Source organism: Nocardia sp. NPDC006982 (assembly GCF_042869435.1).
GTDB lineage: Bacteria > Actinomycetota > Actinomycetes > Mycobacteriales > Mycobacteriaceae > Nocardia.
In genome coordinates, this window is sequence record NZ_JBIAFV010000001.1 from 1,489,958 (window position 1) to 1,513,754 (window position 23,797).

The 23,797-nt window shown below is 64.4% G+C and carries 24 protein-coding genes and 2 pseudogenes; 14 read left to right on the forward strand and 12 right to left on the reverse strand.

Features of this window, described 5'->3' with window-relative positions:
• Positions 1 to 45 precede the first annotated feature (45 nt).
• Positions 46 to 663: a TetR/AcrR family transcriptional regulator gene (locus tag ACFYOW_RS06720; RefSeq protein WP_387285158.1), complete on the reverse strand. Its 618-nt coding sequence runs from the start codon at positions 661 to 663 to the stop codon at positions 46 to 48.
• 200 nt (positions 664 to 863) lie between these two features.
• Here ACFYOW_RS06720 and ACFYOW_RS06725 point away from each other — a divergent pair, with 200 nt between their 5' ends.
• The 6 genes from ACFYOW_RS06725 to ACFYOW_RS06750 all read left to right on the forward strand — a co-directional run bounded on the left by ACFYOW_RS06725 (position 864) and on the right by ACFYOW_RS06750 (position 6,087).
• On the forward strand, positions 864 to 1,652 hold the full coding sequence (locus ACFYOW_RS06725; RefSeq protein ID WP_387285160.1) for an enoyl-CoA hydratase/isomerase family protein: 789 nt from the start codon (positions 864 to 866) through the stop codon (positions 1,650 to 1,652).
• 25 nt (positions 1,653 to 1,677) lie between these two features.
• The gene (locus tag ACFYOW_RS06730) at positions 1,678 to 2,163 is read left to right on the forward strand and encodes a hypothetical protein (RefSeq protein ID WP_387285162.1); all 486 of its coding nucleotides are present in this window, start codon (positions 1,678 to 1,680) and stop codon (positions 2,161 to 2,163) included.
• Positions 2,156 to 3,064, forward strand: coding sequence for an alpha/beta hydrolase (locus ACFYOW_RS06735; protein ID WP_387285164.1), 909 nt, complete (start codon positions 2,156 to 2,158; stop codon positions 3,062 to 3,064). Before ACFYOW_RS06730 ends, ACFYOW_RS06735 begins: the two co-directional genes overlap by 8 nt.
• Positions 3,061 to 3,900 carry an alpha/beta fold hydrolase gene (locus ACFYOW_RS06740; protein ID WP_387285166.1) on the forward strand — a complete coding sequence of 280 codons (840 nt, stop codon included), beginning with the start codon at positions 3,061 to 3,063 and terminating at the stop codon, positions 3,898 to 3,900. Before ACFYOW_RS06735 ends, ACFYOW_RS06740 begins: the two co-directional genes overlap by 4 nt.
• Positions 3,897 to 4,778: an MBL fold metallo-hydrolase gene (locus ACFYOW_RS06745; protein ID WP_387285168.1), complete on the forward strand. Its 882-nt coding sequence runs from the start codon at positions 3,897 to 3,899 to the stop codon at positions 4,776 to 4,778. Before ACFYOW_RS06740 ends, ACFYOW_RS06745 begins: the two co-directional genes overlap by 4 nt.
• 325 nt (positions 4,779 to 5,103) lie before the next feature.
• Positions 5,104 to 6,087: an LLM class flavin-dependent oxidoreductase gene (locus tag ACFYOW_RS06750; protein ID WP_387285170.1), complete on the forward strand. Its 984-nt coding sequence runs from the start codon at positions 5,104 to 5,106 to the stop codon at positions 6,085 to 6,087.
• A 65-nt stretch (positions 6,088 to 6,152) separates the two neighbouring features.
• Here the strand turns inward: ACFYOW_RS06750 and ACFYOW_RS06755 are convergent, their stop codons facing one another.
• A complete protein-coding gene (locus ACFYOW_RS06755; protein WP_387285172.1) occupies positions 6,153 to 6,947 on the reverse strand; it encodes an SDR family NAD(P)-dependent oxidoreductase in 795 nt (264 codons plus the stop codon).
• Between the two features lie 22 nt (positions 6,948 to 6,969).
• Here ACFYOW_RS06755 and ACFYOW_RS06760 point away from each other — a divergent pair, with 22 nt between their 5' ends.
• Positions 6,970 to 7,608, forward strand: a complete 639-nt coding sequence (locus tag ACFYOW_RS06760; RefSeq protein ID WP_387285174.1) for a TetR/AcrR family transcriptional regulator — start codon at positions 6,970 to 6,972, stop codon at positions 7,606 to 7,608.
• A 15-nt stretch (positions 7,609 to 7,623) separates the two neighbouring features.
• Here the strand turns inward: ACFYOW_RS06760 and ACFYOW_RS06765 are convergent.
• Positions 7,624 to 7,914: pseudogene (locus tag ACFYOW_RS06765) on the reverse strand (hypothetical protein); the annotation flags it as partial.
• A gap of 298 nt (positions 7,915 to 8,212) precedes the next feature.
• Between ACFYOW_RS06765 and ACFYOW_RS06770 the strand changes: the two are divergent.
• Both ACFYOW_RS06770 and ACFYOW_RS06775 read left to right on the forward strand, forming a co-directional pair.
• The gene (locus ACFYOW_RS06770) at positions 8,213 to 9,457 is read left to right on the forward strand and encodes a YhgE/Pip domain-containing protein (protein ID WP_387285176.1); all 1,245 of its coding nucleotides are present in this window, start codon (positions 8,213 to 8,215) and stop codon (positions 9,455 to 9,457) included.
• 70 nt (positions 9,458 to 9,527) lie between these two features.
• Positions 9,528 to 10,118: a TetR/AcrR family transcriptional regulator gene (locus tag ACFYOW_RS06775; RefSeq protein WP_387285178.1), complete on the forward strand. Its 591-nt coding sequence runs from the start codon at positions 9,528 to 9,530 to the stop codon at positions 10,116 to 10,118.
• A gap of 191 nt (positions 10,119 to 10,309) precedes the next feature.
• Here ACFYOW_RS06775 and ACFYOW_RS06780 read toward each other — a convergent pair whose 3' ends face one another.
• Complete coding sequence (locus ACFYOW_RS06780; protein WP_387285180.1) at positions 10,310 to 11,311, reverse strand: NADP-dependent oxidoreductase; 1,002 nt, start codon at positions 11,309 to 11,311, stop codon at positions 10,310 to 10,312.
• Between the two features lie 738 nt (positions 11,312 to 12,049).
• Between ACFYOW_RS06780 and ACFYOW_RS06785 the strand changes: the two genes are divergently transcribed.
• The 3 genes from ACFYOW_RS06785 (at position 12,050) to lipB (ending at position 14,797) form a co-directional block, all read left to right on the forward strand.
• The gene (locus ACFYOW_RS06785) at positions 12,050 to 13,021 is read left to right on the forward strand and encodes an NAD(P)H-dependent flavin oxidoreductase (RefSeq protein WP_387285182.1); all 972 of its coding nucleotides are present in this window, start codon (positions 12,050 to 12,052) and stop codon (positions 13,019 to 13,021) included.
• A 332-nt stretch (positions 13,022 to 13,353) separates the two neighbouring features.
• Positions 13,354 to 13,983: a TetR/AcrR family transcriptional regulator gene (locus tag ACFYOW_RS06790; RefSeq protein WP_387286049.1), complete on the forward strand. Its 630-nt coding sequence runs from the start codon at positions 13,354 to 13,356 to the stop codon at positions 13,981 to 13,983.
• A 127-nt stretch (positions 13,984 to 14,110) separates the two neighbouring features.
• Positions 14,111 to 14,797, forward strand: coding sequence for a lipoyl(octanoyl) transferase LipB (gene lipB, locus ACFYOW_RS06795; RefSeq protein WP_387285184.1), 687 nt, complete (start codon positions 14,111 to 14,113; stop codon positions 14,795 to 14,797).
• Between the two features lie 536 nt (positions 14,798 to 15,333).
• On the opposite strand, the gene ACFYOW_RS06800 is transcribed toward lipB, so the two are convergent.
• On the reverse strand, positions 15,334 to 15,501 hold the full coding sequence (locus ACFYOW_RS06800; RefSeq protein ID WP_387285186.1) for a hypothetical protein: 168 nt from the start codon (positions 15,499 to 15,501) through the stop codon (positions 15,334 to 15,336).
• A gap of 333 nt (positions 15,502 to 15,834) precedes the next feature.
• Here ACFYOW_RS06800 and ACFYOW_RS06805 point away from each other — a divergent pair, with 333 nt between their 5' ends.
• Positions 15,835 to 16,773, forward strand: coding sequence for an alpha/beta hydrolase (locus ACFYOW_RS06805; RefSeq protein WP_387285188.1), 939 nt, complete (start codon positions 15,835 to 15,837; stop codon positions 16,771 to 16,773).
• Between the two features lie 182 nt (positions 16,774 to 16,955).
• On the opposite strand, the pseudogene ACFYOW_RS06810 reads toward ACFYOW_RS06805, so the two are convergent.
• A pseudogene (locus ACFYOW_RS06810) lies at positions 16,956 to 17,091 on the reverse strand (transposase); the annotation flags it as partial.
• A gap of 77 nt (positions 17,092 to 17,168) precedes the next feature.
• Here ACFYOW_RS06810 and ACFYOW_RS06815 point away from each other — a divergent pair.
• Complete coding sequence (locus tag ACFYOW_RS06815; RefSeq protein WP_387285190.1) at positions 17,169 to 17,642, forward strand: hypothetical protein; 474 nt, start codon at positions 17,169 to 17,171, stop codon at positions 17,640 to 17,642.
• 137 nt (positions 17,643 to 17,779) lie between these two features.
• On the opposite strand, the gene ACFYOW_RS06820 is transcribed toward ACFYOW_RS06815, so the two are convergent.
• Genes ACFYOW_RS06820 through ACFYOW_RS06845 form a run of 6 tightly spaced genes read right to left on the reverse strand, consistent with a single transcriptional unit; the run spans position 17,780 to position 23,792 of the window.
• Positions 17,780 to 18,268 (reverse strand): hypothetical protein, encoded by a 489-nt coding sequence (locus ACFYOW_RS06820; protein ID WP_387285192.1) that lies wholly within the window; start codon positions 18,266 to 18,268, stop codon positions 17,780 to 17,782.
• Positions 18,268 to 19,317: an RDD family protein gene (locus tag ACFYOW_RS06825; RefSeq protein WP_387285194.1), complete on the reverse strand. Its 1,050-nt coding sequence runs from the start codon at positions 19,315 to 19,317 to the stop codon at positions 18,268 to 18,270. Before ACFYOW_RS06825 ends, ACFYOW_RS06820 begins: the two co-directional genes overlap by 1 nt.
• Complete coding sequence (locus ACFYOW_RS06830; RefSeq protein WP_387285196.1) at positions 19,314 to 19,985, reverse strand: hypothetical protein; 672 nt, start codon at positions 19,983 to 19,985, stop codon at positions 19,314 to 19,316. Before ACFYOW_RS06830 ends, ACFYOW_RS06825 begins: the two co-directional genes overlap by 4 nt.
• Complete coding sequence (locus ACFYOW_RS06835; RefSeq protein ID WP_387285198.1) at positions 19,955 to 21,388, reverse strand: MCE family protein; 1,434 nt, start codon at positions 21,386 to 21,388, stop codon at positions 19,955 to 19,957. The genes ACFYOW_RS06830 and ACFYOW_RS06835 overlap by 31 nt, the downstream gene beginning before the upstream one ends.
• Positions 21,385 to 22,527 (reverse strand): MCE family protein, encoded by a 1,143-nt coding sequence (locus ACFYOW_RS06840; RefSeq protein WP_387285200.1) that lies wholly within the window; start codon positions 22,525 to 22,527, stop codon positions 21,385 to 21,387. The genes ACFYOW_RS06835 and ACFYOW_RS06840 overlap by 4 nt, the downstream gene beginning before the upstream one ends.
• Positions 22,524 to 23,792: an MCE family protein gene (locus tag ACFYOW_RS06845; protein WP_387285202.1), complete on the reverse strand. Its 1,269-nt coding sequence runs from the start codon at positions 23,790 to 23,792 to the stop codon at positions 22,524 to 22,526. The genes ACFYOW_RS06840 and ACFYOW_RS06845 overlap by 4 nt, the downstream gene beginning before the upstream one ends.
• Positions 23,793 to 23,797: the final 5 nt, after the last annotated feature.

Here is a 23,797-nt window from a genome sequence, read left to right on the forward strand (position 1 = left end):
CCGCAGGTGCGTGCTGGGAGCTTTACCCGCCATTAAAGGAACGAATTAGCCCCTTTGTCGAGAGTCCGATCCGAGAGCACTCGTTGCGTAGCCCCGGAGGAAAACCTCGACCGTGCGCCGCACCACTGCGGCGATGTCGTCGTCGGTCACGGTTTCGCCGAGCAGACCTTTTTCGCGGACCTCGCCGTAGGCCAGCATGCCGAACTGATGAGAGGCCGCGTCGACGTCGGCGATCGCCAGCGTGCCGACGTCACACTGCTTCTGCAGATAGTCGGCCAGAGTGCTACGGAAGCGAGTCATGGTGTCCCGGTAAATCGCAGCCAGCTGCGGAAACCGGGCAGCCTCGGAGACGATCAGCCGATAGACCCCGATCGCCTCGGGAGTAGCCCAGGTCTTCGCCACCTGTGTTGCGAAACCGGTCAGCACATGCTCCGGCTTTGCATCGGAATCGGTGATCGCCGTCAGGACGCCTTCGTACGACCGTGTCGCGAGATCACCGGCGACGGCCATGAGCAACGCGTCCTTGTTCGGATATCGGGCGTAGATCGTCTTCTTGGAGACACCGGCGTCGGCGGCTATGCGGGACATACTGGCTTCGGCGTACCCCCGGTTGACGAACTCCGCGGCGGCCACGCCGAGGATGTGGCGAAGACGCGCAGCCACGGCCGAGTTGGGTGGGCGGCCAGGGCTCACCCCGCGGGGCCGCGGCCGCGCCGGGTCGGCTGGATTCTTCGATGTCACAGGAATGAACCTTTCCATAATGCCCGTTTTCCGAAATCAGCTACCTCTTGACAAAGGAACTTTGCCGTTCCTTTAATGGACGATACCGGCGGGGATGCCGTCGGGATTCGAGAGGAATCACGATGGCTTTTCACATATCGGTGCAGGCCGGAGTCGCAACCTTCACCCTGGACAATCCGCCGCACAATCGGCTCGGCACCGACCTGATGCTCCGCTGCGCCGCAGCGATCGAGCAGGTCAACAGCGACGACAGTGTGCGTGTCGTCGTGATTCGCGGGGCGGGCGAGAACTTCTCCTACGGCGGCGAGATCTCGTCCTGGAACATGGCCGAACCCGATCAAATGGTTCAGTTGTTCGCGGTGGGGCTGCAGGTGAGCAATGCGCTCGAACAATTGTCCGTGCCCGTCATCGCGGCCGTGCACGGCAACTGCTTCGGCGGCGGCTTCGAAATCGCCCTGCGGGCCGATGTCATCATCGCGACCGAGTCCGCCCAGTTCTGTCACACCGAAGCGGCAATCGGCATGTTCACCCTGCTGGGTGGTGTGCAGCGCGTTGCTGAATGCGCCGGCCGCGGCCGGGCGGCGCGGTGGGCACTGACCTCGGAGAAGGTGTCGGCCGCCGACGCCATGGCTGCCGGAGTCGTCGCCGAGGTGGTCCCCGACGACCAGCTCGATGCGGTCACCGCGCAGTGGGCCGCACGCCTGGCACGCGGCGCCACGGTCGCTCATGCGACGCACAAGGCGCTGCTGCGTGCCTGGGCCAACGGCGGCGTGCAGGCTGCCGATGACCTCATTCTGGCACTGGCCGACAAGCTCATCCGATCAGAGGATGCGCGGTACGGCGTCGCATCAGCCGTGCAGGCCGACGAAACCGGGGCCACCCGCGCTGATCTCGAATTCACCGGCCGCTGAAACCATTCGATAGGAACTGACTGCGATGACCGCCAAGACCGACGATCCCGCCACTGCCGCTCGCGCCGAAGTGACCGCGTGGTTCTTCGAAGACTATTTGCCGCGTTGGGTCGCGGCGGCCCAGGGCGCGGAGGCGCCGGAGTTCATTCACCAGTATTGGGGCACCCCGATGCATGTCACCGGCCTGGAGCAGTCGTTCTGGTGCCTGGACGACGCGAGCGTGCTCGGCTTCCTGGACTTCAACTGGGCACCCCTGCGCGCGGCGGGCTACAGCCACACCGTCGTGCCGGATCGCCGTGTGTTCGTCTACAGCTCGGTGGGCGCCGCGATCGAGGTGATCTGGTCACGGCGCAGCGCAGATGAAGTCGAAATCCAGCGTTGGGCAACGCATTTCGAAGTAGCCAAGTCCGAGCACGGGTGGCGCGTCGTCGGTATCCAGGCAACAGCCACCGACAAAAACAGCCTCGACGAGGTCTGGCCGCGCGGATCGGCGGTGGGCATCGATGGCTGAGGAGGTCTACCCACCGCTGGTCATGCCCGATGGCGTCCAGCGACACCAGACCACCGTCTGGAGCAGCACCGGCATCGCACTCGACGCCGACGTGTACCGGCCGACGACGATCGGTTCGCACGCGGCCCTGCCCGCGGTCGTGCTCTGTCACGGCTGGGGCGGCAACAAGCTCACCGCCGAACGCTACGCAGCCCTTTTCGCCTCGGCCGGCATGATCACCCTGTCGTTCACCCAGGGCAGTTGGTTCGGCTCGGGCTCACCGCTCGAACTCGTCGGCGACGCGCCCGAGGCGGATCACGCGAATGAGACGGTCGCTCGCGTGCGATATGTCCGCGATCTGGTGGACCCCTTCGCATGGACGACCAATCTCCGGGCCGCCATCGACTACCTCGAGGGCGAGCCGAATGTCGACCCCGCGCGAATCGGCCTGTGGGCCACCAGTTTCGGCGCCGGTATCGCCGTATACCAGGCCGCTCACGACGACCGGGTGAAGGCATTGGCCCTGCAGGTACCCGCGGTCGCGCCCCTAGGCGGACCGATCGCCGACTATGCCCGCAAGCGGGCGATCGAGATGGCACGGGGCGACGCTGCCGCGATCCCACAGGGTGTCGACGCGTGGCCGAACCTGGCCGGGACACCGCACCTGGGTGCCCTGGCGCGCTTCAACCCGCTGGCACAGGTCGACCGGTTGCGGATTCCCACTATGATCCGCGATGCGGGCGAGGAGGAGATGTTCCCGACCGTCGACAACGGACAGGCAGCGGCACAGATCCTGCGGACCGTTCCCGGCGCAGCGGTCGACTACGAGGTGATCCCTGGCATCGACCACTACGGGATCTACTTCGATGGCTACGAAAAGGGCAGCCAGGACGCGCTGACCTGGCTGGAGCGTCATTTGTGAACCACCCGAACCGCGACATGTCCGTGCCGACCACGCTGGGGTCGCTCGCTGTGCACGATTCCGGTCCCGCGGACGGCGACGTCGCCCTGCTGTGGCCGAGCCTGTTCAGCGACGGTCAGACCAGCTGGGGTGGGCAACTCGCCGGGCTGCATGAGCTCGGATGGCGGACACTGCTGGTCGAGCCGCCCGGAACCGGCAGTAGTGCACCGGCGTCGCGACTGTTCACCATGGAGGAGTGCGCGGAGGCGGCCATCCAGATTCTGGACGCCGCCTGCGCCGACCGCGCCGCCTTCCTCGGCCTGTCCTGGGGCGGCTTCGTCGGATTGCGGGTAGCGCTGGCCGCACCCCGGCGTGTCACCGCGCTGGTGCTGTCGAATACGAGCGCGCGGCGCATGACTTTCGTCCAGCGTCAGCGCAGTCGGCTCGAAGCCAACCTCGTGCGAATCGGGGTACCGGGCGGCGTGGGACGCTTGGTCGCGGCCGCCATGCTCAGCGACCACTCGCGCCGCACATACCCGGCTTTGGCGAAGCGGTTCGCCCACGGTGTCGACTCACTCGACGCCGCAAGCCTGTCTCGTGCCATGCGGTCGGTACTGGTGAACCGCACCAGTGTTGTCAACGTGCTGCATCGGATCACTGCCCCCACGCTGGTGATCGTCGGCGGCGAGGATCAGGCGTTGCCGCGCATCCACTCCGAGGAATTGGCCGACCACATTCCGGGTGCCCGACTCGAGGTGCTGCCGCGCGTCGGGCACCTGGCTCCCTGGGAGGCGCCCAGCGCCGTGGCCGCGCTCCTCGCGCAATTTCTCACACCGCAAGGGACACACAAATCATGACCCAGCTGCACTACCAGGTACTCGTCTCGGACGGGGTGCCACGTCACCGCCCCCAGCGGCTGCCCGACGGAAGCCCCATCGTGTCATCTCCGCTCACCTCGACGCTGATCATCGGAGACCGCGATGCCGTGCTGGTCGATCCCCCGTTCACCCACGAACAAACGCGTCGGGTCGGCGACTGGGTCGAATCGTCCGGCAAACAACTGACCCACATCTATGCCACCCACGGCCACGGCGACCACTGGTTCGGCACCGGCGCGCTGCTCGAGCGCTTTCCCGACGCCATCCCGTACGCCAGCGCGGGCACCATCGGCGTCATGCGCCGCAATGTCGAAGCGCGCGAACAGTTTTGGGATTCGGACTTCCCCGGCCTGATTCCCGACACCCCGCTCGTCTACCGGCCTATCCCCGCGAACGGGTTCGAGCTGGAGGGGCACCAGATCAGCGCCGTCGAGGTCGGACACACCGACACCGACGACACCACCGTGCTGCACGTGCCCTCTATCGGCCTGGTTGTCGCGGGTGACGTCGTCTACAACGGCGTACACCAAATGCTGCTGGAAACCCCCGGCGGGGGATTCGAATCGTGGCTGGCGGCATTGGACATCGTCGAGTCGCTCAATCCTCGCGCCGTAGTGGCGGGGCACAAGAACCGGGACCTGCCCGACAATCCGGCAATCATCAACCAAACTCGTCGCTACCTGCGTGACGCACAACGGTTGCTCGCCGAGAAACCTACTCCGCAGCGCTTCTTCGACGAGATGATCGCCCGTTACCCGGACCGGCTGAATATCGGCCCCCTCTGGTATGGCGCCCATGGCCTCTGGAAGTCCGCCGACGAACCGGCCGCAGACAAATCCATCCGCGTGAATGAATAGCGGCAGCAGATGACGCGCCCAACCAAGACACCCGCCGACCGATCCGGAATGTCCGCGCCAAAGCCCCTGTCCCGCAACAGCTTTCCAACGGCAATAATGCTGCGCTCGGCCGACGTTGCGGCCACCAACCGACCCAGCGAAAACCTTGCGCCATCTGATGGCCGTTCAGAACCGGGTGATCGTTCGGCCCGAACATAGCCGAAAAGATTCGGATCACACTGCAACAAAATTACGAAGACTGAGTCACGGAACGGATTAGGCAATGAGTGCGGAAGCAGCACCTACCGAAGCAACTCCTCCGGGATCGCGGTCGACCGGGATGGCCATGTCGGTCTCGTTCGCGACCACTCTCGACACCCCCGAGTACATCCGTATCGCGGAGGATCTCGGATTTCACCGCGCGTGGTTGTATGACACCCCGCAGCAGAGTCCGGACGTCTGGATGATGCTCGCTTCGGCCGCCGGTCGAACAACACGTATCGGTCTCGGGCCTGGCGTTCTGGTACCCACCCTGCGGCACCCGATGGTCAACGCGACGGCGACCGCAGCTCTCGAGTCGATGGCACCCGGACGAGTAGCCGTCGCCTTCGGAACGGGCTACACCGGCCGCAAGGCGATGGGCCAGTCTCCCGTGACCTGGTCGTACCTCAGCGCGTACGTCGCAACCTACCGCGCCCTGCTGAGAGGTGAATCCGTCGAGTGGGAGGGCGGATGGCTGAAGATGCTGCATCCACCCGAGAGCCTTCCGACGACATCGCTGGCGTCAATTCCCGTCTATATCGCGGCCATAGGACCGAAGGGAACGCGGATCGCCGAGACGCTCGGCGACGGACTGTTCGCGGTGCAGGGTGTGCCGCCGAACGCGGCGAACTTCTCGCACGTGATCTTCGGAACGACGGGCACGGTCCTCGACGAGGGAGAATCGCTGACCAGCGACAGGGTTCGCGCCGCCGCGGGTCCCGGAGTGGTGCAGGCATATCATGCGACGTACGAGCTTTTCGGCGAGGCGGCGGTGGCAGGTGTGCCCGGCGGTCCCGAATGGTTGGCCGTAGTTGACGAGGTCCCCTGCCACCTTCGGCACCTGACCATTCACAACGGCCACCTCATGTGGATGAATGCGGCCGACAACATCGGGTGGGATGCCGGCGGTAGCGCACTGCTGACCCACACGACGATGACCGGCACCGCGGCGGAGGTTCGCCGAAAGGCCGACGAGTTGGCCGATCGCGGAGTGCACGAACTCACCTTCCAACCGATGGGCGATATCCGGCGCGAACTGGAAGCATTCGCCAGAGCCGTGAAGCTGTAGCCAGCACAGCCCGCCAGGAGTCGCTCGAATGCTCGTCGAGGTGGCGAGTATGCCGGGCACTCTGCTTACTTCCCGCTTGCGCGCCGCGCTAAGGCTCCCATCAGGCGTACAACCTGTCGCCTCGGCAAGAATTTGGTTGCGACCGCAAGCGGGCGTCCGTTCGTGATCACCGACGGCGGAGCAGAGCGGCGGTCGAGGGTGTTCAGAGCGATCTTCACCACCTGCTGCGGCGTGGCCCGCTTGGTTCCGTAATCGGCTGAAGCACCGGCAGTCTCGAAGAACTCGGTTTCCATCGCACCGGGGCAGACCGCCAGAACTCCCAGTTCGGAGTCGCGTGTCTCCTCCCACAGAGATTCGGTGAAGCTGAGTACGAATGCCTTCGTCGCCCCGTAGACGCTCAGGTACGGCGTCGGTTGAAACCCGAGCAAGCTCGCGACGTTGATCAGAACGCCATTGCCCTTGGACAGCGGCTCGATGTACGCGCGGCTCAGGTCGACGAGAGCGTTGATGTTCAAGGTGATCATCGACTGCAGCTGGTCCGGGTCCTCGTCCCAGAAGCTGTTGTGTGTGCCGAAGCCCGCGTTGTTCACCAGGCTCGTGGCGTAGATGCCTCGTTCTTCCAACTCGGCGCGCAGGGCGCGCCCCGCATCCGGTGCCCCGAGGTCGCGGGCGATGACAGTGACGGTGACTCCGTGCTCTCGCGTGAGCTGCTCCGCGAGCGCCTCGAGGCGCTCGACGCGACGTGCGACGAGAACGAGGTTCGACCCTCGGGCGGCCAGCTGCGCGGCGAATTCGGCGCCCAGCCCGGAGCTCGCCCCGGTAACGATGGTGGTCTGCTTGGTGTAATCGACTTTGCTCATGGAATTCAGGATATGCACGTACATGCACCCCGTGCAAGTTGCAGCCCTCAGTGAAATTAAATACTCTATGTGCATGTCTAGGTCTGCGATTCCGATCCGTGAACAGACGCGCACAGTCGTGCGGTCCCTTATCGCCCAGGCTGCCTTCACCCTCTTCGCAGATAAGGGGTTCGACAGCACCACGATCGAGGAGGTCGCCGCCGCGGCGGGAGTCTCACGAAGAACGCTGTTCAACTACTTCAAGAACAAAGAAGATCTCGCGCTGAGTGGCCTGTCCGAACAAGGCAACGTGATCGCCGCCCGGTTCGCCGAACTTCCCGCGGACGAGGATGTCTGGACATCGCTGCGTACGTCGTTCCACGTACTCGAAGAGATCGACTCGACGCCGGAACGCCGACTTCAGTTCGCGCAGTTCATCTTCGGGCACGATTCGCTGCGCGCCGGTCACCTGGAAAAACAAGCACGATGGCAGGACCTGCTGACGCCGCTCATCGAGGAACGGCTACCACAGGGTCCGCACCGCAAACTCCAGGCTCAGGCGATCGCGGCAGCGGCGCTCGCGTGCCTGCACGTCGCGATGGTTCAGTGGAGCCGGAGCGAGGGCCGCGACAACGTCTTCGATCTCTATGATGCTGCGGTCGCTGCGGTCCGGTCCGCCTAGCCCGTGCCCGTTGCACTAAGTGCATTCAAGGTGGACTCGGCAACTCCCCTTGCCGTGTTCGAGCCGAGATCGAGTCACCACGGTGAGCGGAAGTGCTGCGGGCGAGTGCGCGGGAACCGCTGGCGAGTTCGGACGCACGGCCTCGAGGCGCTGATACGGTTCGGACTGGCTCGGACGCGGATCCATGTCCCCCTTGTTCGGCCAGAACGCGAACGCGCGCTCGGCCTGCGCGGCGATGGTCAGCGAGGGGTTCACACCGAGATTCGCACTGACGGCGGATCCGTCGACGACAGATATCCCGGGGTAGTCCGAATTGACCGGGCGACGAATGAAAAGACTCGACGGGCGCGGTGACACCTACTCCGCGATCGAAGGGCATACATGGTCTCCGTCAGGCTCCGTCCTCGAATAGACCGCCGCTTTACACGCCCGGCGGGCGGCGTCCGAGTGATCATCGGACCGAGCGACTGAGCGCCGACAGCCGACATTCACAGCACGCGTGACCTACCACACGCTCTCCAGCCCACACATTGCACTTACACAGCCTTGGTGTCATTGTTCAAACTAACAGTTGTTAACTTACGACTGTAAACCAAGGAGAGGCATGCAGATCACACGCGCATTCGGCCGCCATCCGGGCACCTGGATACCGCCCCTGTTCATCCTGCTGATGCTGGCAGCGACCCTGCCGGCCATCTATCTGGGCGGAACCCTGAACCCAGTCGGCAATTTGCGTGACCTTCCGATCGGGATCGTCGTCGAGCCGCAGACCAGCACTGCGATCGATGCCGCCGAGCAGGTCAGCGCCGCCATTCAAAAGGGTGTCAACCACGACGAGATCCAGCTCGTTCCAATGACCGCAGAAGCGGAAAAGGACCAGATCACCGGCGGCAAGATATCCGGGGCGATACGTATTCCCGCCAACTTCAATGCCGAGATCGCGAATTTGGTCAGCGGCACCGAAGGTGCACCCGCCCACGCCGTCGTGCACCTGGACACGAACCCCGCAGCCGGTGCGATGAGCGTCAGCCTGTTCACCGGCAAGCTGACGCCCGTGGTCTCGGCCGTAAACACCAAGTTCGGCAGCCTGCTGCCGCAGCACGCGACAACGACCGCGGCAGCCACTGCGCTCGCCACGCCGTTCTCCATCGCGACCGCGCCATTGGTGCCGCTGGCTTCCCACACCGGATTGGGAACCAGCGCCTTCTACTACGCGATGGTGCTGGTGTTACTGGGATTCGTCGGCGCCTCCGCGATCCACCCGATCGTCGATTCGGCGGCCGGCTTCCAACCGAGCGAATTCGGCCCGAAGGTACAGCGCCGCAATTACATTCACCTGCCTCGTTTGCACATGCTGCTGGTCAAGTGGGGCGTGATGATTGCCGCGGCGCCGCTGAGCGCGGCATTTGTTCAGCTCGTCGCAGGCTGGGGGCTCGACATGCCGATTCCCGCACCGCTCGAGCTCTACCTGTTCTCCACCACCACCGTCGCAGCCGTAGGCATAGGAGCGCTCAGCGTATTCGCGGTGTTCGGGGCCGTCGGCCCGATCATAAATATGTTCTTCTTCGTCGCCATGTCGATGACGTCATCCGCAGGTACGGTTCCACTCGAGGCGACGCCCCCGTTCTTCCGCGCTATCGCCACGTTCGAACCGATGCGTCCAATCGTCGCGGGACTGCGGTCGATCCTGTACTACGACTCCTCGCCTCTTTCCGATCTGCCGTCGGCATGGATTCGGGTGATCATCGGAGGCTGCGTCGGGGCGGCGATCGGGCTCACCGTCACCTACCTGTACGACCGAAACCCAGCTTTTTCCAGGCATCCCAGCCCTGCCGTCCAAGGAGCGTGACCACCGGTTGCGCAAGCCTCGGGCGGACAAATTCTAACGCGCGTTAACTTACAGGCGTTAACATAGCGTTATGGCAACTACCGCACGTACGCGCAACGCGCGCGGACAAGGAGATGTTCTACGCCAGGAGATCATCAAGGCGGCGATGGGCCTCATCGATGAGGTCGAGTCCGAGTCGTTGGTAACCCTGCGCAGCATCGCACGCGCGGCCGGCGTCTCAGCACCGTCGATCTATGCCCACTTCTCGGATCGCGAGGCCATCCTGGACGCGGTCGCCGAAGCAAGCTGGGAGCAGGTCGTGCAAATGATCGAAGGCTCCCTCAACTCGCATGATCCCCGGGAAAATCTGATCTCGGGCTGCGCCGCGTACATCGGCTTCGCCCGGCAGTACCCGCTGCGATACACCGTAATGACCGACCGGGCAGCCGGAACACCCGCAGCGCAGGACTCCCTGAACATCCTTACGCGGGGACTCGTTCGCTGCCGAGGCGGCGACGCGACTCCACAATCCGGAGTCATCGCCGCAGGACTGTCCGTCGCATTACATGGCATCGCCATGCTCAACCGCACCGAGTCGCCCGGGCTGTGGATCAGCACGTACACGACCGATGATGTTCTCGCCAGCCTGATCGACGCCGCGATCAATCAGCCGATCGAGTAGCCATTCAGAGCAAAGAAAAGTGCGAGCATGGCCAGTGAGGTCGGCCCCATCAGGCCAGCCGACAGTGGGGCTGTCGGCTCCGGGCCTCCGGGGGCCGATGGCCAGCACATGCACAACCGCCCCAACCGCCGGCGATACCGGCCGGTCGAGGCGGCCTTTTCAGGATTGACGTCGTGCAGGTCCCTCTAGCATCAGTCGAGCGTAATGACGACCTTGCCGGCTTTGACTTTGCCGCTCTCGACATAGGCGAGCGCGTCGAGGGTCTTATCGAACGCAAAGGTCGAGTCGAGGACCGGACGGAGATGACCCGCGTCATACAGGGCGCCGAGCTCACGGAGCTGCGCGCCACTGGCCCGCATGAAGAAGAACGAGTAGCGCACACCGAGCTTCTTCGCGGCCCCACGGACCTTGCGGCTCAGGAACGACATCACGAGCTTGAAGGGCGCGGGGGCGCCGAGCTGCTTGGCGAATCCGGAATCGGGAGGGCCCGCGACTCCGATCGCCAGGCCGCCGGGCTTCAACACGGTGAGCGACTTCAACACGTTCTCGCCGCCGAGCGAATCCAGCACGAGATCGTAGCCGGAGAGGACCTGCGAGAAGTCCTGCTTGGTGTAGTCGATGACGACGTCGGCGCCAAGATCGCGGACGAGTTTCTCGCTGGCGCCGGTGGCGGTGGTCGCCACGTACGCCCCGAGGTGCTTGGCGAGTTGGATCACGGTGGATCCGAGGCCTCCGGCGCCCGCGTGGATGAGGACCTTCTGCCCGGGCTTGACCTGAGCCTTTTCGACCAGGATCTGCCAGGCGGCGAGTGCGACCAAGGGAACGGCGGCGGCTTCGTGCACACTGAGTGAGGCTGGTTTGGGCGCGACATCGCTCTCGTCGATCGCGATGTACTCGGCAAAGGTCCCGATGCGCAGGTCGCGGGGGCGTGCGTACACCTCGTCGCCGACTTTGAATTCGCGGACGCCCGCACCGACCTTGGTCACCACACCGGCGACGTCGTGGCCGAGCACGAAGGGGGTCTTGTACTTCAGCAGCTGTTTGAACTCACCGTTGCGGACCATCTTGTCCAGCGGGTTGATGCTGGCAGCCCGCACCCGGACCAGGACGTCATTCTTGCCAACCTTCGGCTCGGCTACCTCGGCGGCGCGGAGGCCGTCTTTGCCGTACTTCGCGACGACGAATGCCTTCATGTCTGCCCTTTCCTCAGCGACTCGGTTGGAGGCACCGGTGTGACCCCGCGATGTAGCGTCGTCCTGATGCCGACTCCAGCAAGTATAACTTCGTTATTCAGCCATGCGCAAGGCGGCCTCCATCATGTTGCCGAACGTGTAATCGACCTAGATGAATGCGGGTGACGCCAGGTATCCGGCCAGCTCTTGGCCGAGCAGTGCCGCGAACTCGATGGTTGCGAGGTCGCCTCCGCTCGGTCCCATTGCCTGAAGTCCAATGGGGAGTCCGCTCTTGCCCCTTCGCACCGGGATCGCCGTAGCCGGGCCACCCGGAGACATCGGCAACCTTACACCTGACCCCGCAACCGCCCGACCCCGAACTCGCGGCTATTGCCACGCTTCCTGTAACTTCGTTATGTTAGGTCTGTAACTTCATTATCGAACGTCCGACCTCGTTCATCGTGGTCGACGCCATCCCCAAGAACGCGGTCGGCAAAATCGACAAGGTCTCGCTCCGGGCATCCCATACCGGAGACGCATCACGGTCGTGACAACCGGTGGCCACTACCAGCGGTTCCGGACAACTCGGGTGGGGCGATACCGCATTCCAGTCGATCCTGGATCGGTCGCACTCCCAGACCTCGGGCGAGGTCTGCCAAGAGCTCGTGCAGCTCTGCGTCGCCCGAATCGCCACCCGCAGGTGGCTCTTTATCCGTTGCGCGATATGCGCGAAGTACCCCGCTCACTGAAGGAACATCTATGACCCTGCCGCCTATCCTGGCCGAACGACTGCGCCTGCCCGCGGTCGCGTCTCCCATGTTCATCGTCTCCGGACCGGAGCTGGTGATCGCGCAATCGCGGGCTGGGATCGTGGGCTCGTTCCCGTCGCTCAACGCGCGGCCGCAGTCACAGTTGCGGGAATGGCTGGTGCGGATCAATGAAGAGTTGGCCAAGCACGATGCCGACAATCCAGATCAGCTCTCCGCTCCGTATGCGGTGAATCTCATTGTGCACCAAAGCAATAACCGGCTCGAAGAAGATCTGGCCACTCTAATCGACTTTCAGGTGCCGATCGTGATCACCTCGCTCGGCGCGCGGCCGGACGTCAATGCGGCCGTGCACTCCTACGGCGGCATCGTGCTGCACGACGTCATCAATAATGTCTTCGCGCGCAAGGCCGTCGAGCGCGGTGCCGACGGCCTCATCGCGGTCGCCGCCGGCGCGGGCGGGCACGCCGGCGCGCAATCCCCCTTCGCACTGATTCAGGAAATCCGTGACTGGTTCGACGGTCCGCTCCTGCTTTCGGGCGCTATCGCTCACGGCCGCTCCATTCTGGCCGCCCAAGCCGCCGGCGCGGACCTCGCCTACATCGGATCCGCCTTCATCCCCACCGACGAGGCCAACGCCGTCCCCGGCTACAAACAAATGATCATCGACTCGACCGCCGCCGACATCGTCTACTCGAACCTGTTCACCGGAGTCCATGGAAACTACCTCCGAAACAGCATCGCCGCTGCCGGAATGGACCCCGACAATCTCGGCCAATCCGACCCGTCCAGAATGGATTTCGGCACCGGCGACACTCTCGGAGAGGGCGCGAAGCCGTGGCGCGACATCTGGGGCTCGGGGCAGGGCATCGGCGCAATCACCGCCGTCACGCCCGTGGCCGACGTGGTCGACCGACTTGCCCGTGAGTACGCCGATGCGAAGGCCCGCCTCAGGCAGCTCTAAAAGAGCACCAGGATCCTGACGGCGGATCCGCAGGCGGATTCGACCGCGAAAGCACTCTTCCCCCGGAAATTTCGGGGTATAGCCGCGGCCATACCGGAAGTAGCCCGAGCAGCACAGCAGAAAGTTCGCCCCCGACACCGGACTTCTCGGCTCCGATGATGAGGACATCAACGACCCCAGTGCCGTTGGTCACGGAAGCTATCTATTTTCTATAACGAAGTTATACTTGACGAGTGGTGGCTATCAACACTCCGAGTTCATCGGACCGCGCGAGCAACTTGCAAAACGATAACTCGGCGCCTGACACTTCCATTCACCCGTCAAGCGTCCCGATGGAATCGGGAATCCCGGCAGACACGGAGCTGACTGCCCAGGCAAGGGGTGCGCTCCGGCGGAGGAAAACACTCACCGCGGCGAATGAAGTTTTCGTCTCACGCGGATTCCACGCGACCACAATGGACGAAATCGCGCAACGCGCGGGGTTGAGCAAACCCATTCTGTATCAAGCGTTTTCGGGAAAGCTCGAGTTGTATCTGGCGGTGCTGCAGCTCCATATCGACAATCTGACCGACAGCGTGGAGCGTGCACTGCAATCGACGACCGTCAATCGCGATCGGGTACGCGCAGCGATCAGCGCGTATTTCGACTTCGTCGACGACGAGGCAGAAGGGTTCCGCCTCGTCTTCGGCTCCGAAGTACCAAGCGAACCTGCGGTGCAATTGCGTGTCGGACGTGCAACAGACACTTGCGTAACAGCGGTATCCAACGTAATTCGTCAGGATTCCGACCTGGACCGGCACCAGGCGCGCCTGTTCGCCGTAGGCCTGGTCGGCGCCAGCCAACTCGCTGCACAGTACTGGCTCGATACAGGTCGCTCCGTTCCGAAGACCGATGCGATCGCCACCGTCGTCGCACTGTGCTGGGGCGGACTATCGCAGGTGTCGTTGCGCGATACAGCATGACCGATGGTGCGCTGTCACAGCGCGCCCTTTCCTTGTCCACCGCTCGAATCAGCAAGGCGTCTCACGTCGATGTGAGTCGTTTCTGGTTGTCAGCGAATATTTGTTGCGCCGACCGATGTTTGGAAGCATGAAGATCGTGAAAGCTCGCCCTTTGGCCTTGATCGACGACACCGATCGCCTCATCGAGTATTCGACCGCCATGGACCGGATGCAGGCACTGTGGCACGAGCGTGTCGAGGACCGCCGGCCCGATACGCTGTGGCTGCTCAGCCACGAGCCGACCTTCACCGTCGGCCGTCGCACCCCCGAGGCGCATCTGCCCGCACCAGGGACCGCCATACCTGTGATCGAGACCAATCGCGGCGGGCAACTCACCTATCACGGTCCTGGGCAGCTGGTCGGTTACCTCATGGTCAAGTTGCGTCAAGGCGAAGGTGTCGTCGATTACATCCGCGAGGTCGAGTACCGGATCATCGCGGCACTGGACACGCTCGGCATCGCCGCCGAACGCCGGGAAACACCACCTGGTTCCGACCCACTGACCGGGGTGTGGACCAGTAAAACCGGTCGCAAGATCACCTCGATCGGCATGCGGGTCGGCCGCAACGTCTCCACACACGGATTCGCGATCAATGTCGCCGGCGACCTGGGCCCGTGGCAGATGGCCACCCCCTGCGGACTGTCGGATGTGGACATGACATCGGTCGAGCGCGAACTGGCCAACCAAGCCGCGCCCACTGTGGATGAAGTCGCGATAGCGGTCGCCACAGCATTCGAAGCAAGTGATGCCACCGGGCCGGCTTCCGACGAGTAGCTTTCTGCGGCCACTGATTTGATACGCGCGGAACGGTCTACTCGCACGTCGTAGTCGGCCCTGTCCTGCGTTGACCAGGGCCGGCCGCGAATCGCAGGACACCGTCGTCGATCCGGTCGGTAACCATTTCCAGGGCTCCGCTGCGAATGGCCCCGAAACGTTCGCCGTCGGGGGTCCGGCACAGCGGCTGGTCCCACGGGTTGTAGCGCGGAGTGAAGTTAGTGCCGATATCGAACCCATCGGGGGGGCCGACGGCGTTGCCGGTGGCGGATCCATGCGCATCAAGCCCGGATAACGCCGGGACAGTTCATAATTCGCCGTTTCCTTCACTATGTTCTTCGCACGCACCAACGTATGAGCGGTGCGCCCCGGCCACACTCGGCGCAACGCATCCGCCATACGATCCCGCCTGGGTATGGACATCACACAGGTGGGCGAACGCTGCAGGATGCTGACCTCAGCCCCGTGTTCGACCAGCGCTGGTCCCAATGTCATTGCGGTCGCCCCGGAGCCCATGATCACGATTCACCGATCGGCTACCGCCAGGTCCGCCGGCCACTGCTGGGGGCGATCGAGGGGACGTGCAGCACGGTGGTGGCATCGGTGTCGGTATGGCCGACCTCGATGGGCAGGAGGCGCTCGCCCTCGATGTCGAATCCATCCTCCGGAACCGATTGGTATACCAGCGGAGACTTCGGAATCAACCCGGGAAAGCCTTTGTCAAGGCATCCTTCACCTCGGCGCCAACTGGGGCGAGTGAACTTCAGACATACGCCCTCTCATCTCGTCGGTGGACAACCACCAAAAGGAACGATACAGTTCCATTAATTAGAGGAACCCGAAAGTCCCATCTGTCAAGGTCATCGCCTGTCCCGCAGGCGCGGCACTTCGCTGTCGGCGCCGAGAACGCCCCCGCGCCGAACATGCTCGCGGCAATTGCCGCCATATAGCCGGGGATAAGACACCGCGGGCTGGGTCGTGAGCTCGACCCAACTGCCCGCCACCGACAGCTTCCAGCCGACGAGGAGAGGACACCGATGTATCCGTCGACCGACTTCACCCGTGGACTACTGCTCGCCCGCCTCCTGCCACGCTCGATCTTCGTCGGTCCGCGCAGCCTGCGCTTGTTCCGACTAGCGGTCCGCCTCGCGTACCCATCCTGGAAACCCCGGGGCGGGGCAGTCGAGCGCCTGGACCCGACGGTCTCCGTCCGCGTCTTCCGGCCGAAGTCACCCTCGCGCCGGCCGATACCCGGCGTTCTCTATATCCACGGCGGCGGATACGTCTCGGGCAACGCGGCCACAGGAGACAAGTTCTGCCGACGCGCCGCACGCGAACTTGGCGTGGTCGCGGCCTCCGTGGAATACCGGCTGGCACCTGAGCACCCGTACCCGACACCCCTAGAGGACTGCTACGCCGCCCTGCGCTGGCTGGCGGATCAGCCGGACGTCGAAGCCGACCGCATCGCAATCGTCGGCGACAGCGCCGGAGGTGGACTGGCCGCGGCATTGGCGATCCTGGCCACCGAACGCGGCGACGTGCGACCGGTGCTGCAAATGCTGTCGTATCCGATGGTCGACGACCGCACCGTACGGCGCACCGATATCGACGGCAGCCGAATCCGCCTATGGAACCAGCGGAGCAATCGCTTCGGGTGGCGTTCCTATCTCCGCGGGATCGATTCCGCGGAGATGGCGCACGGAGCCGTTCCTGCCCGGTGGGATGATCTGTCCGACCTTCCGCCGGCTTGGATCGGCGTAGGCACCAACGACCTCTTCCATGACGAGGATCTCGCGTATGCCGAACGGCTGCGCGCCGCCGGGGTCAGTTGCACGGTACATGTCGTGCCAGGGGCCTACCACGGTTTCGACGCGTTCGAGCCTCGCGCGGCGGTGTCCCGCGAATTCCTGCAGGCTCGCCTATCGGTGCTGGACAAGTACCTCAACGGCGACAAACTGAGTGCTGCCGCGTCGTAACCCGTCGGAACCGCTGCTGCTGGCCTGGCCACGGGGCTACATCCAGCGGCGGGACGTCAAGGGTTGATCGCGCATAATCGAGAGTCTTTCAGGCAGTCACCACAACTTCTCGACACGGATGCCACGGAACGGCATTCGCAGCGACCGTGGACGATGAGCACGATCACGGTGATGAGAGCAATGAGATCAGTTGATGGCCATGCAAGCCACGTTTTCCAGGGTCCGTAGCGTTCGGGCAGGTCACGCCACGGCGCACCCGGTCCGCAGCTTCCGCAGGATCGCGTTGATCACCTGCCGGTGATCCCGCCAGGGCCGGCCACGACCCGACACCGGGAGCAACCATCGGGTCGATTCAGGAGGGATACCGGCAGGTACTTTCCGCCGGTCCGGACACGTTGGCAGATGTCGTCGACGGCTTCATCCGACATCAGCTGGAGTGGATCGAGGCCAATCCCGTTCGGGCGCGATTCCTGTACTCGCAGGGCCAGATCGACTGGTCCATCGAGTACGGACGGCGAGTCCGGTCGATGAACAGCGACATCGCCGAGGCGTACCGCGACTGGCTCACCCCGCTCATCGCCCGAGGCGAGGTACGCGATCTGCCGATGACTGTGATGGTCGCCATCGTCACCGGCCCCGCGCACGCCCTGGCCGCCCAGTGGTTGGCAGGGCAGCTTCCGGGCGCTGTCATCGATTTCGCCGACGATCTGATAGATGCCGCCGTCGCCGGTCTCCGCGGCGTTCCCGCTCCGGCCGGCGAGCATGTTCGCCGCCGCGCCGAGGGCCGGGTGCGCGTGCAGTTACTGGATGCCGACGGAGCCGTCCTCGCCGAGACCGAGATCGGCACGAGCTTGAACCCGTCGGCCTGAAGCGCTCACTATCGGATGCGGCCCACAGATTCTCATCGCGGGTCGGCTTCTCGCCGCGCTCGGAGCGGGGCGCACGGTCGGCGAGCCGCTTCGGCAGAGGTGAGGTCCACAGATCCTCCGTCCTGGCGCGGATAATTTCAGGAGCCGAGGCGCCGCTCGATCGAAACGCCGACCATCGCCGGAACGTAGATCACCAGCCCTATCCAGGCCACCCCCGTCGTCACTTCGACGACGAACGCGTTGCCGTCGGTGCGGATACTGGCAACCTGCCCGAGTACTCCGTAGGCCAGCCCAGAGAGCCCCCCGGCGATGAATGCGACACCGAGCCAGAAGACGGGAAGATCGCGCGTAGGCCGATCCGTGCGGGCGCGATTGCGCCGACTGTCGATCGCGCCCCACACCGCTGCCGCCACGACGACGATGCTCAAGGCGAGCCACCGGGTCACCACACTGAACGGCGTCCAATACGCCACCGTGTACGCCAGGCCGGTTCGTGCCAGCACATGCACCAGGGCCAGCACAAACGCGCGTGGTAGAAGAGCTGTGGTGATCGCGCGCCACATCGAGGCTCGCCTGTCGACGGCGACCGCACTGTCGGAGTGCGATACCGAAATCCGCTCGACCATCAGATCGGATCGAATCCGGAGACCAGCCAGTGGCCGTCGGACTCGGTCAGCTGCACCCGAACCGTACTCGCCATCGCCGACGGCTGCGGATCCTGAGCGGTGGTGGTGATCTGGTTGACGAATACGAGCACGACGGCGTTGCTGGAATCGGCGGAAACCACTGCCGCGCCGACGGACTGGGCGTGGGTGTTCACCGACTTCTCCCTAGCGGTCGGGATGACGACATCCTTCGTGTACTTGTCGTAATAGTCTTTGAAGCTGCCGGTCAGCTTGGACGAGGCCGACGCCAGATCCTTGTCCACCGTTGCCGCCTGATAGGACAGCAGCGCGACTGTGGCGTTCTGCGCGATATCCGGTGCGCTCGCCACAATCGTCGCGGTGTCACGATCGCTTCGATAGTCATGGGCGTACTGCGTCCCGGTGAGAGCAACGAGAGCAGCGGCGAAGAAGACGAAAATCGTGCATGCGATCCGCAGAGCCCGCGGGCGCGCTTCGCTCGAACTTGGTGCACTGTCCGCACTTACCCGGGTCTCGGCGAGCTTGTCGGCGAAGGAGCGGCCGTGTTCGTCCCACAGCGGCCACAACCAGCCGAGCAGCAACGGGACGGTGTCGACGATATGAGCCACCTCCCGCAGCAGCGTTCGCGTGATTCCCGGCGCAGCCACGGTGCCTGCCGCAATGGTGCGGATGCCGACGACCAGCTTGCCGATCGTTCGGCCCGTCTTTCCCTGGCGGTAACCGGTATTCCACAGCACGAAGGCTGCGACGGCGACCGCGGCAACTGTGGATCCGATCTGCGCGTAAATATCTTGTGGATCATCGAGCACGATGAGACACACCGCGGCCAGGGTCGCGGCCGGGCAGATCACGTCGATCGCGTAGGCAAGCACTCGGGCCCGCCACGACGCATTCGCGAGTTCGTTCCTACCCCGTGTCTCCGCGAACTCGGTCGCACGCTCGTCCTTGTCGGTTCCGGCCGACTCGATAACCGTGTCTTCCATATCACCGGAATGTGTTGTGCTGGAGTGATTCTCGAGCTCGACCGTCATGACGCCACGTACTCCATCTTCGAGATCTTGAGTCTGTCGCCGGCGGGCGCCACGGTCACTCGTACCCGGAAGGTACGCGGTTCCTCATGTGCGCCCGCAGAGTTCGACACCTTCGAGTGCGCGGTGAGTAGAACCAGGGCGCTTCCGTCGTCGTTCACGTGCTCCAGTCCGGCCCCGGCGATCTCGGCCGTGGTCACGACTTTCGCCTCGCGCACGGCGCCGGCGAAGGGCTGTGCCTGCGGGGCGAACTCCGCGCGCCACTGCCCCGTAGCGTCGTCGAGGATGCGTTGCACATCGCTGTCGGCCGAATCATGATGCACGGTAAGGACATTGAGCACTTCTTGCCGCGCCGACTGCACGAACGCGAGACGGCGGTCGCTCGCCGCCTGCGCCGTGCGGTGGTGGTGCGCCAGGTAGCCGCTGCCGGCGGCCGCGGCCGCCGCCACGAGCGCCGTCACCGCCACAACGGCGGTCAGCACCCGGATGCGGTTGCGTGGCACCCGAGGCTCTCCCACCGTGTCCTCCGACAAGGTGGTGTCGTCCTTCGCATCGCCATCGGATCGGTCCTTCTCCGACGCAACCGCATCCGTCCTGGAGTCGTCCTCGTCGATCGAAGCGGCGTCTGCCTCGGCATCGCTCACCGTGCCGGGCTCATCATCGTCTGCCATGTCGACTCCCTTCCTGAGTTGGTGGCGACATCGGTCTGCCGATACGTCCTTCCGTCCGCACCGGTGTATGTGCCGTCCGTGCTGTAGGTCGCGGTACTCACCCCGGGCACGGGTGGGCCGTTCGTCCCGCCGCCGGGGCTCGTGTAAGCGGAGGGGTGGTATTGCGGGTTGTCCACATAGGCCTGCGACTCACCGATCCACGGGTTGGTACCCAGTGGGCGGTACGGCTCGTCGCTGTCGCACATTTCGACGGTCGGTGCGCGCTTACCAGGGTGTTCGGCACACGGATAGTTCCGCGCCCCGCGCACCGCGTTCGGGTCCGACTGCGGCAGCGCGCAATACAACGGCTGGACGGGCCGGGTCGGCTCGTCCTCGGCGCTGGCATCTCGCCGCTGCGACGCCGGCAGGTAACCCACCGTGCACGGCGGTGGAACGTTCATACCGAGTTTGAAGGACATGAAGTCACTGGGGGTACCGTTCCTGTTCGGATACGCCATGGTGTCCAGCACGGCGGCTCCGGCCGGCAACAGCACCAGTATCTGTTCCAGTGCGGCGTTGTAGGTGACCGCAACCTGACCCAGACCGACCATATTGGCCAGCAGCACCGGCAAGGTGGGCCGCAACTTCTCGAACAGCGCTGTGGCCTGGTCGGCCGCCGCGCGACCCTGCACCAGCAGGTCCCGCAGCGTCGCATCGCTATCCGCCAGCTGGCCGGTGAGGGTCGCGACATTGCCGGCCCATGCCCTGATCGATGCGTCGGAGGCAACGGTCGCATCGAGCACGGGCCCGGCGTTCTCGATGAGGTTTGTCATCGGGGTGATGTTCTCGCGGCCGTCCTTGCTGAGACCGGATGCCGCATCGAGCAGGCGGGCGATACTGGGACCGGTGCCGTCGAAACCGCGGTAACTCTCATCGATCAGCTTGTGCAGATTGTCCGACGGCAGCGCGGCGAGGCTGCGGTTGACCGTGTCGAGCAGGGTGCCGATATCCTGCGGCACCGTGGTCCGATCGACCGGTATTCGGCTGCCGTCGCGTAGGTAGGGCGGCGCCGAGGTGCGGGGTACGAGATCGACGTACTGTTCCCCGATTGCGGAGCGACTGTGCACATGCGCATCCACGTCGTCGGGAATCTTGGTGTCGCTGTCCATACTCAGCGTCGCCATCACGCCGTCGGGCGCGGGTTCGATGTCGGCGACCCGCCCCACCGTCTTGCCACGGTAGGTGACATTCGCTGTCTTGTAGAGATTTCCGTTCGTAGCCAGCTCGATCGTGACCTGATAGCGGCCGATGCCCAGCAGAGCGGGTATCTGAACGAACTTCAGGCCCATCACGGTGAGGGATACGACGGTGAGAATCGTGAACACCGTCAGCTGAATCCGGACGAATCGCGTGAGTCTCATCATCGGCCTCCGGAGACCGGACCGGTCAGCGGGTTCGGTGTGCCCAAACCCGGCTGCCTGTCTTTCGTGCGACCCAGCGCGGTTTCGAGCGCGGTCAGCTGCCCCTCCACAGGTGTGCCCTGCAACAACGAGTTGTCGATGCGACCGAGGGTCAGGTCGATGACGGCACTGAGGTTCGCGTAGTCGCCGCGAATCCACTTGTCCAGGTTGCGTTCCGGCCAGGGATAGGTGGCATAGATGCCCAGTGACCGGGTCAGGTCCTGGCCCGCATCTCCCAGAGCCCGCAGTGCGGGCTCCAGGTTGCGGAGATTCTGCACCACATCGGCACGGCTGGCGACCACCACTTCGTTGGCCTTCCGGGAGAAATCGCCGATCGCTGTCACAGCCTGCACGAGCTTGTCACGCTGGGTGTTCAGCACCACGAGCGCGGGCGGGATCGAATCCAGTGCATGCGACAAGGTCTCGTTTTGGCGGCTCACTGTCCCCGCGAGATGGTCCAGCCCTGCCATCGCCGCGATGATGTCCTGCTTCTGTTCGTCCAAGCCCTGGGTGAAAGTCGACAGCTGGGTGATGAAGTCTCGCACCGTTGTTTCCCGGCCCGACAGGGCGGAATTCAGTTCTTTGTCGATCTGCTGCAGTCGTCCGATCCCGCCGCCGTTGAGCACTACCGACAGCGCCGAGAGGGTCTGCTCCGTCGTCGGATACTGCCCGGCCCGCCGCAGTGGGATCACATCCCCGTTGTGCAACTGCCCGACGGCGGACTCACCAGGAGGGGGCGACAATTCGATGTGCTGGCTGCCCAACAGGCTCGTCTGACCGACCTTGGCGACCGCGTTCTCGGGCAGCTGGACATCGCCGTTCACACGGACGGTGACCACGGCATGCCACTGCTCTAGGTCGATCCGCGTGATCGTCCCGACATTCACGTCCGCCACTCGCACCCGCGAATTGGGTTGAATTCCAGCGACATTCGGCATTTCGATACGTATCTCGAACGAACCGGCGCTCTGCCCCTCGGTCCCGGGCAACGGCAGCGAGTTCACCCCACGCCAGGCACCGCATCCGGCCAGCACGATCGCGCAGCCGGCGAGTGCTGCCAGTCGCGCCGGCCGAAAGGCCCCGGTCCGCGTCGCGCCGCTCATCGGTGACCTCCCGGCAGCAGTCCCGCCAGGCCCGTCCCGGGCGCGACGACCGCACCGGAGGGAGGCGGGCCGTCCGGATACGGGTTCAGCGCCGGTTCGCTGTAGTCCACCTGGTTGGGCCGGGCGTCCACACCGTCGGCCACGTTGACGCCGACCGGCGGATAATTGAACTTCAGACTCTGCAGCACGGGACCGAGGTACTGCACGCACAGCTTCGCCGCCTCCGCGGCGCCCAAGCGGCTGGCGGCCTGCACGGCGCCGCAGATGAACTGCAGCGGGTTCTGCATCTGAGTAACGGCCAGCGCACCGGTGAGAGCCCCCTGAGCCGGGTTGTAGATGTTGTTGAAGTTTCCGAATGCGTTCGGAGCCGCGTGCAACAGGTTCTCGATCGCCGGCTTGCTCTGGTTCAGCGTGGTGGTGAGGGTCGTCAAGGCGTCGGCGGCGTGCTGTACTCCGTCACTGTTCTGGCCGATGAACGTTTTCAGATCGTTTGCAACACCGTCGAGTTGGGCCAGCGCATCGGACAGGTCGTGGTCGGTCCCCGTCAGCAGACCGCTCACCGATGCGAGATGGCCGTTGATCTCGACGATCTGCTGATTGCTCGCGGCCAGTGCCGAAACGAAGACTTGGAGGTTACGCACGACGCTGAACAGGTCACGACGGCCGTTGGACAACGTGGTGAGAGCGTCGGACAACTGGGTGATCGTCTGGTGCAGGCGGGCGCCGTTGCCGTCCAATGCCTTCGCACCGGAGTTGACGAAGGAGCCCAAGGGACCGTTCGGCTCGGTCGAGGTCGGGCCGAGCGACGAGGCGAGGCGGTCGAGTTGTTTGCGGAAGTCGTCCCATTCCACGGGCACGGCGGTGCGGTCGATCGGTATCACCGCGTTGTCCGAGAGCTTCGGACCCCTCTCGTAGGCTGGAGTCAGCTGAATCGCACGCGCGGAAACCAGTGTCGGAGACAGGATGACGGCCTTCGCGGTCGCGGGGATCTTCACCGAGGATTTGTAGTGGAAGGTGACCCGCATTTTGTCGCCATCTGTGCGGATCTCGTCGATCGCGCCGATCTTCAGTCCCAGCAACAAGACATTGTCACCCTGGTACAAACCATTGGAGTTACTGAAGTAGGCGATGACCGTGGTGCGGGTCAGATGCTGGTACACGCGCGCTCCGAGCAACGCTACGGCGCAGACCGCGATCACCGCCCCGATGCGGAGTGCGCTGCGCCGCGTTATCGTGACGCGCCGCAGGATGTTGATCGTTGTCATCGCAA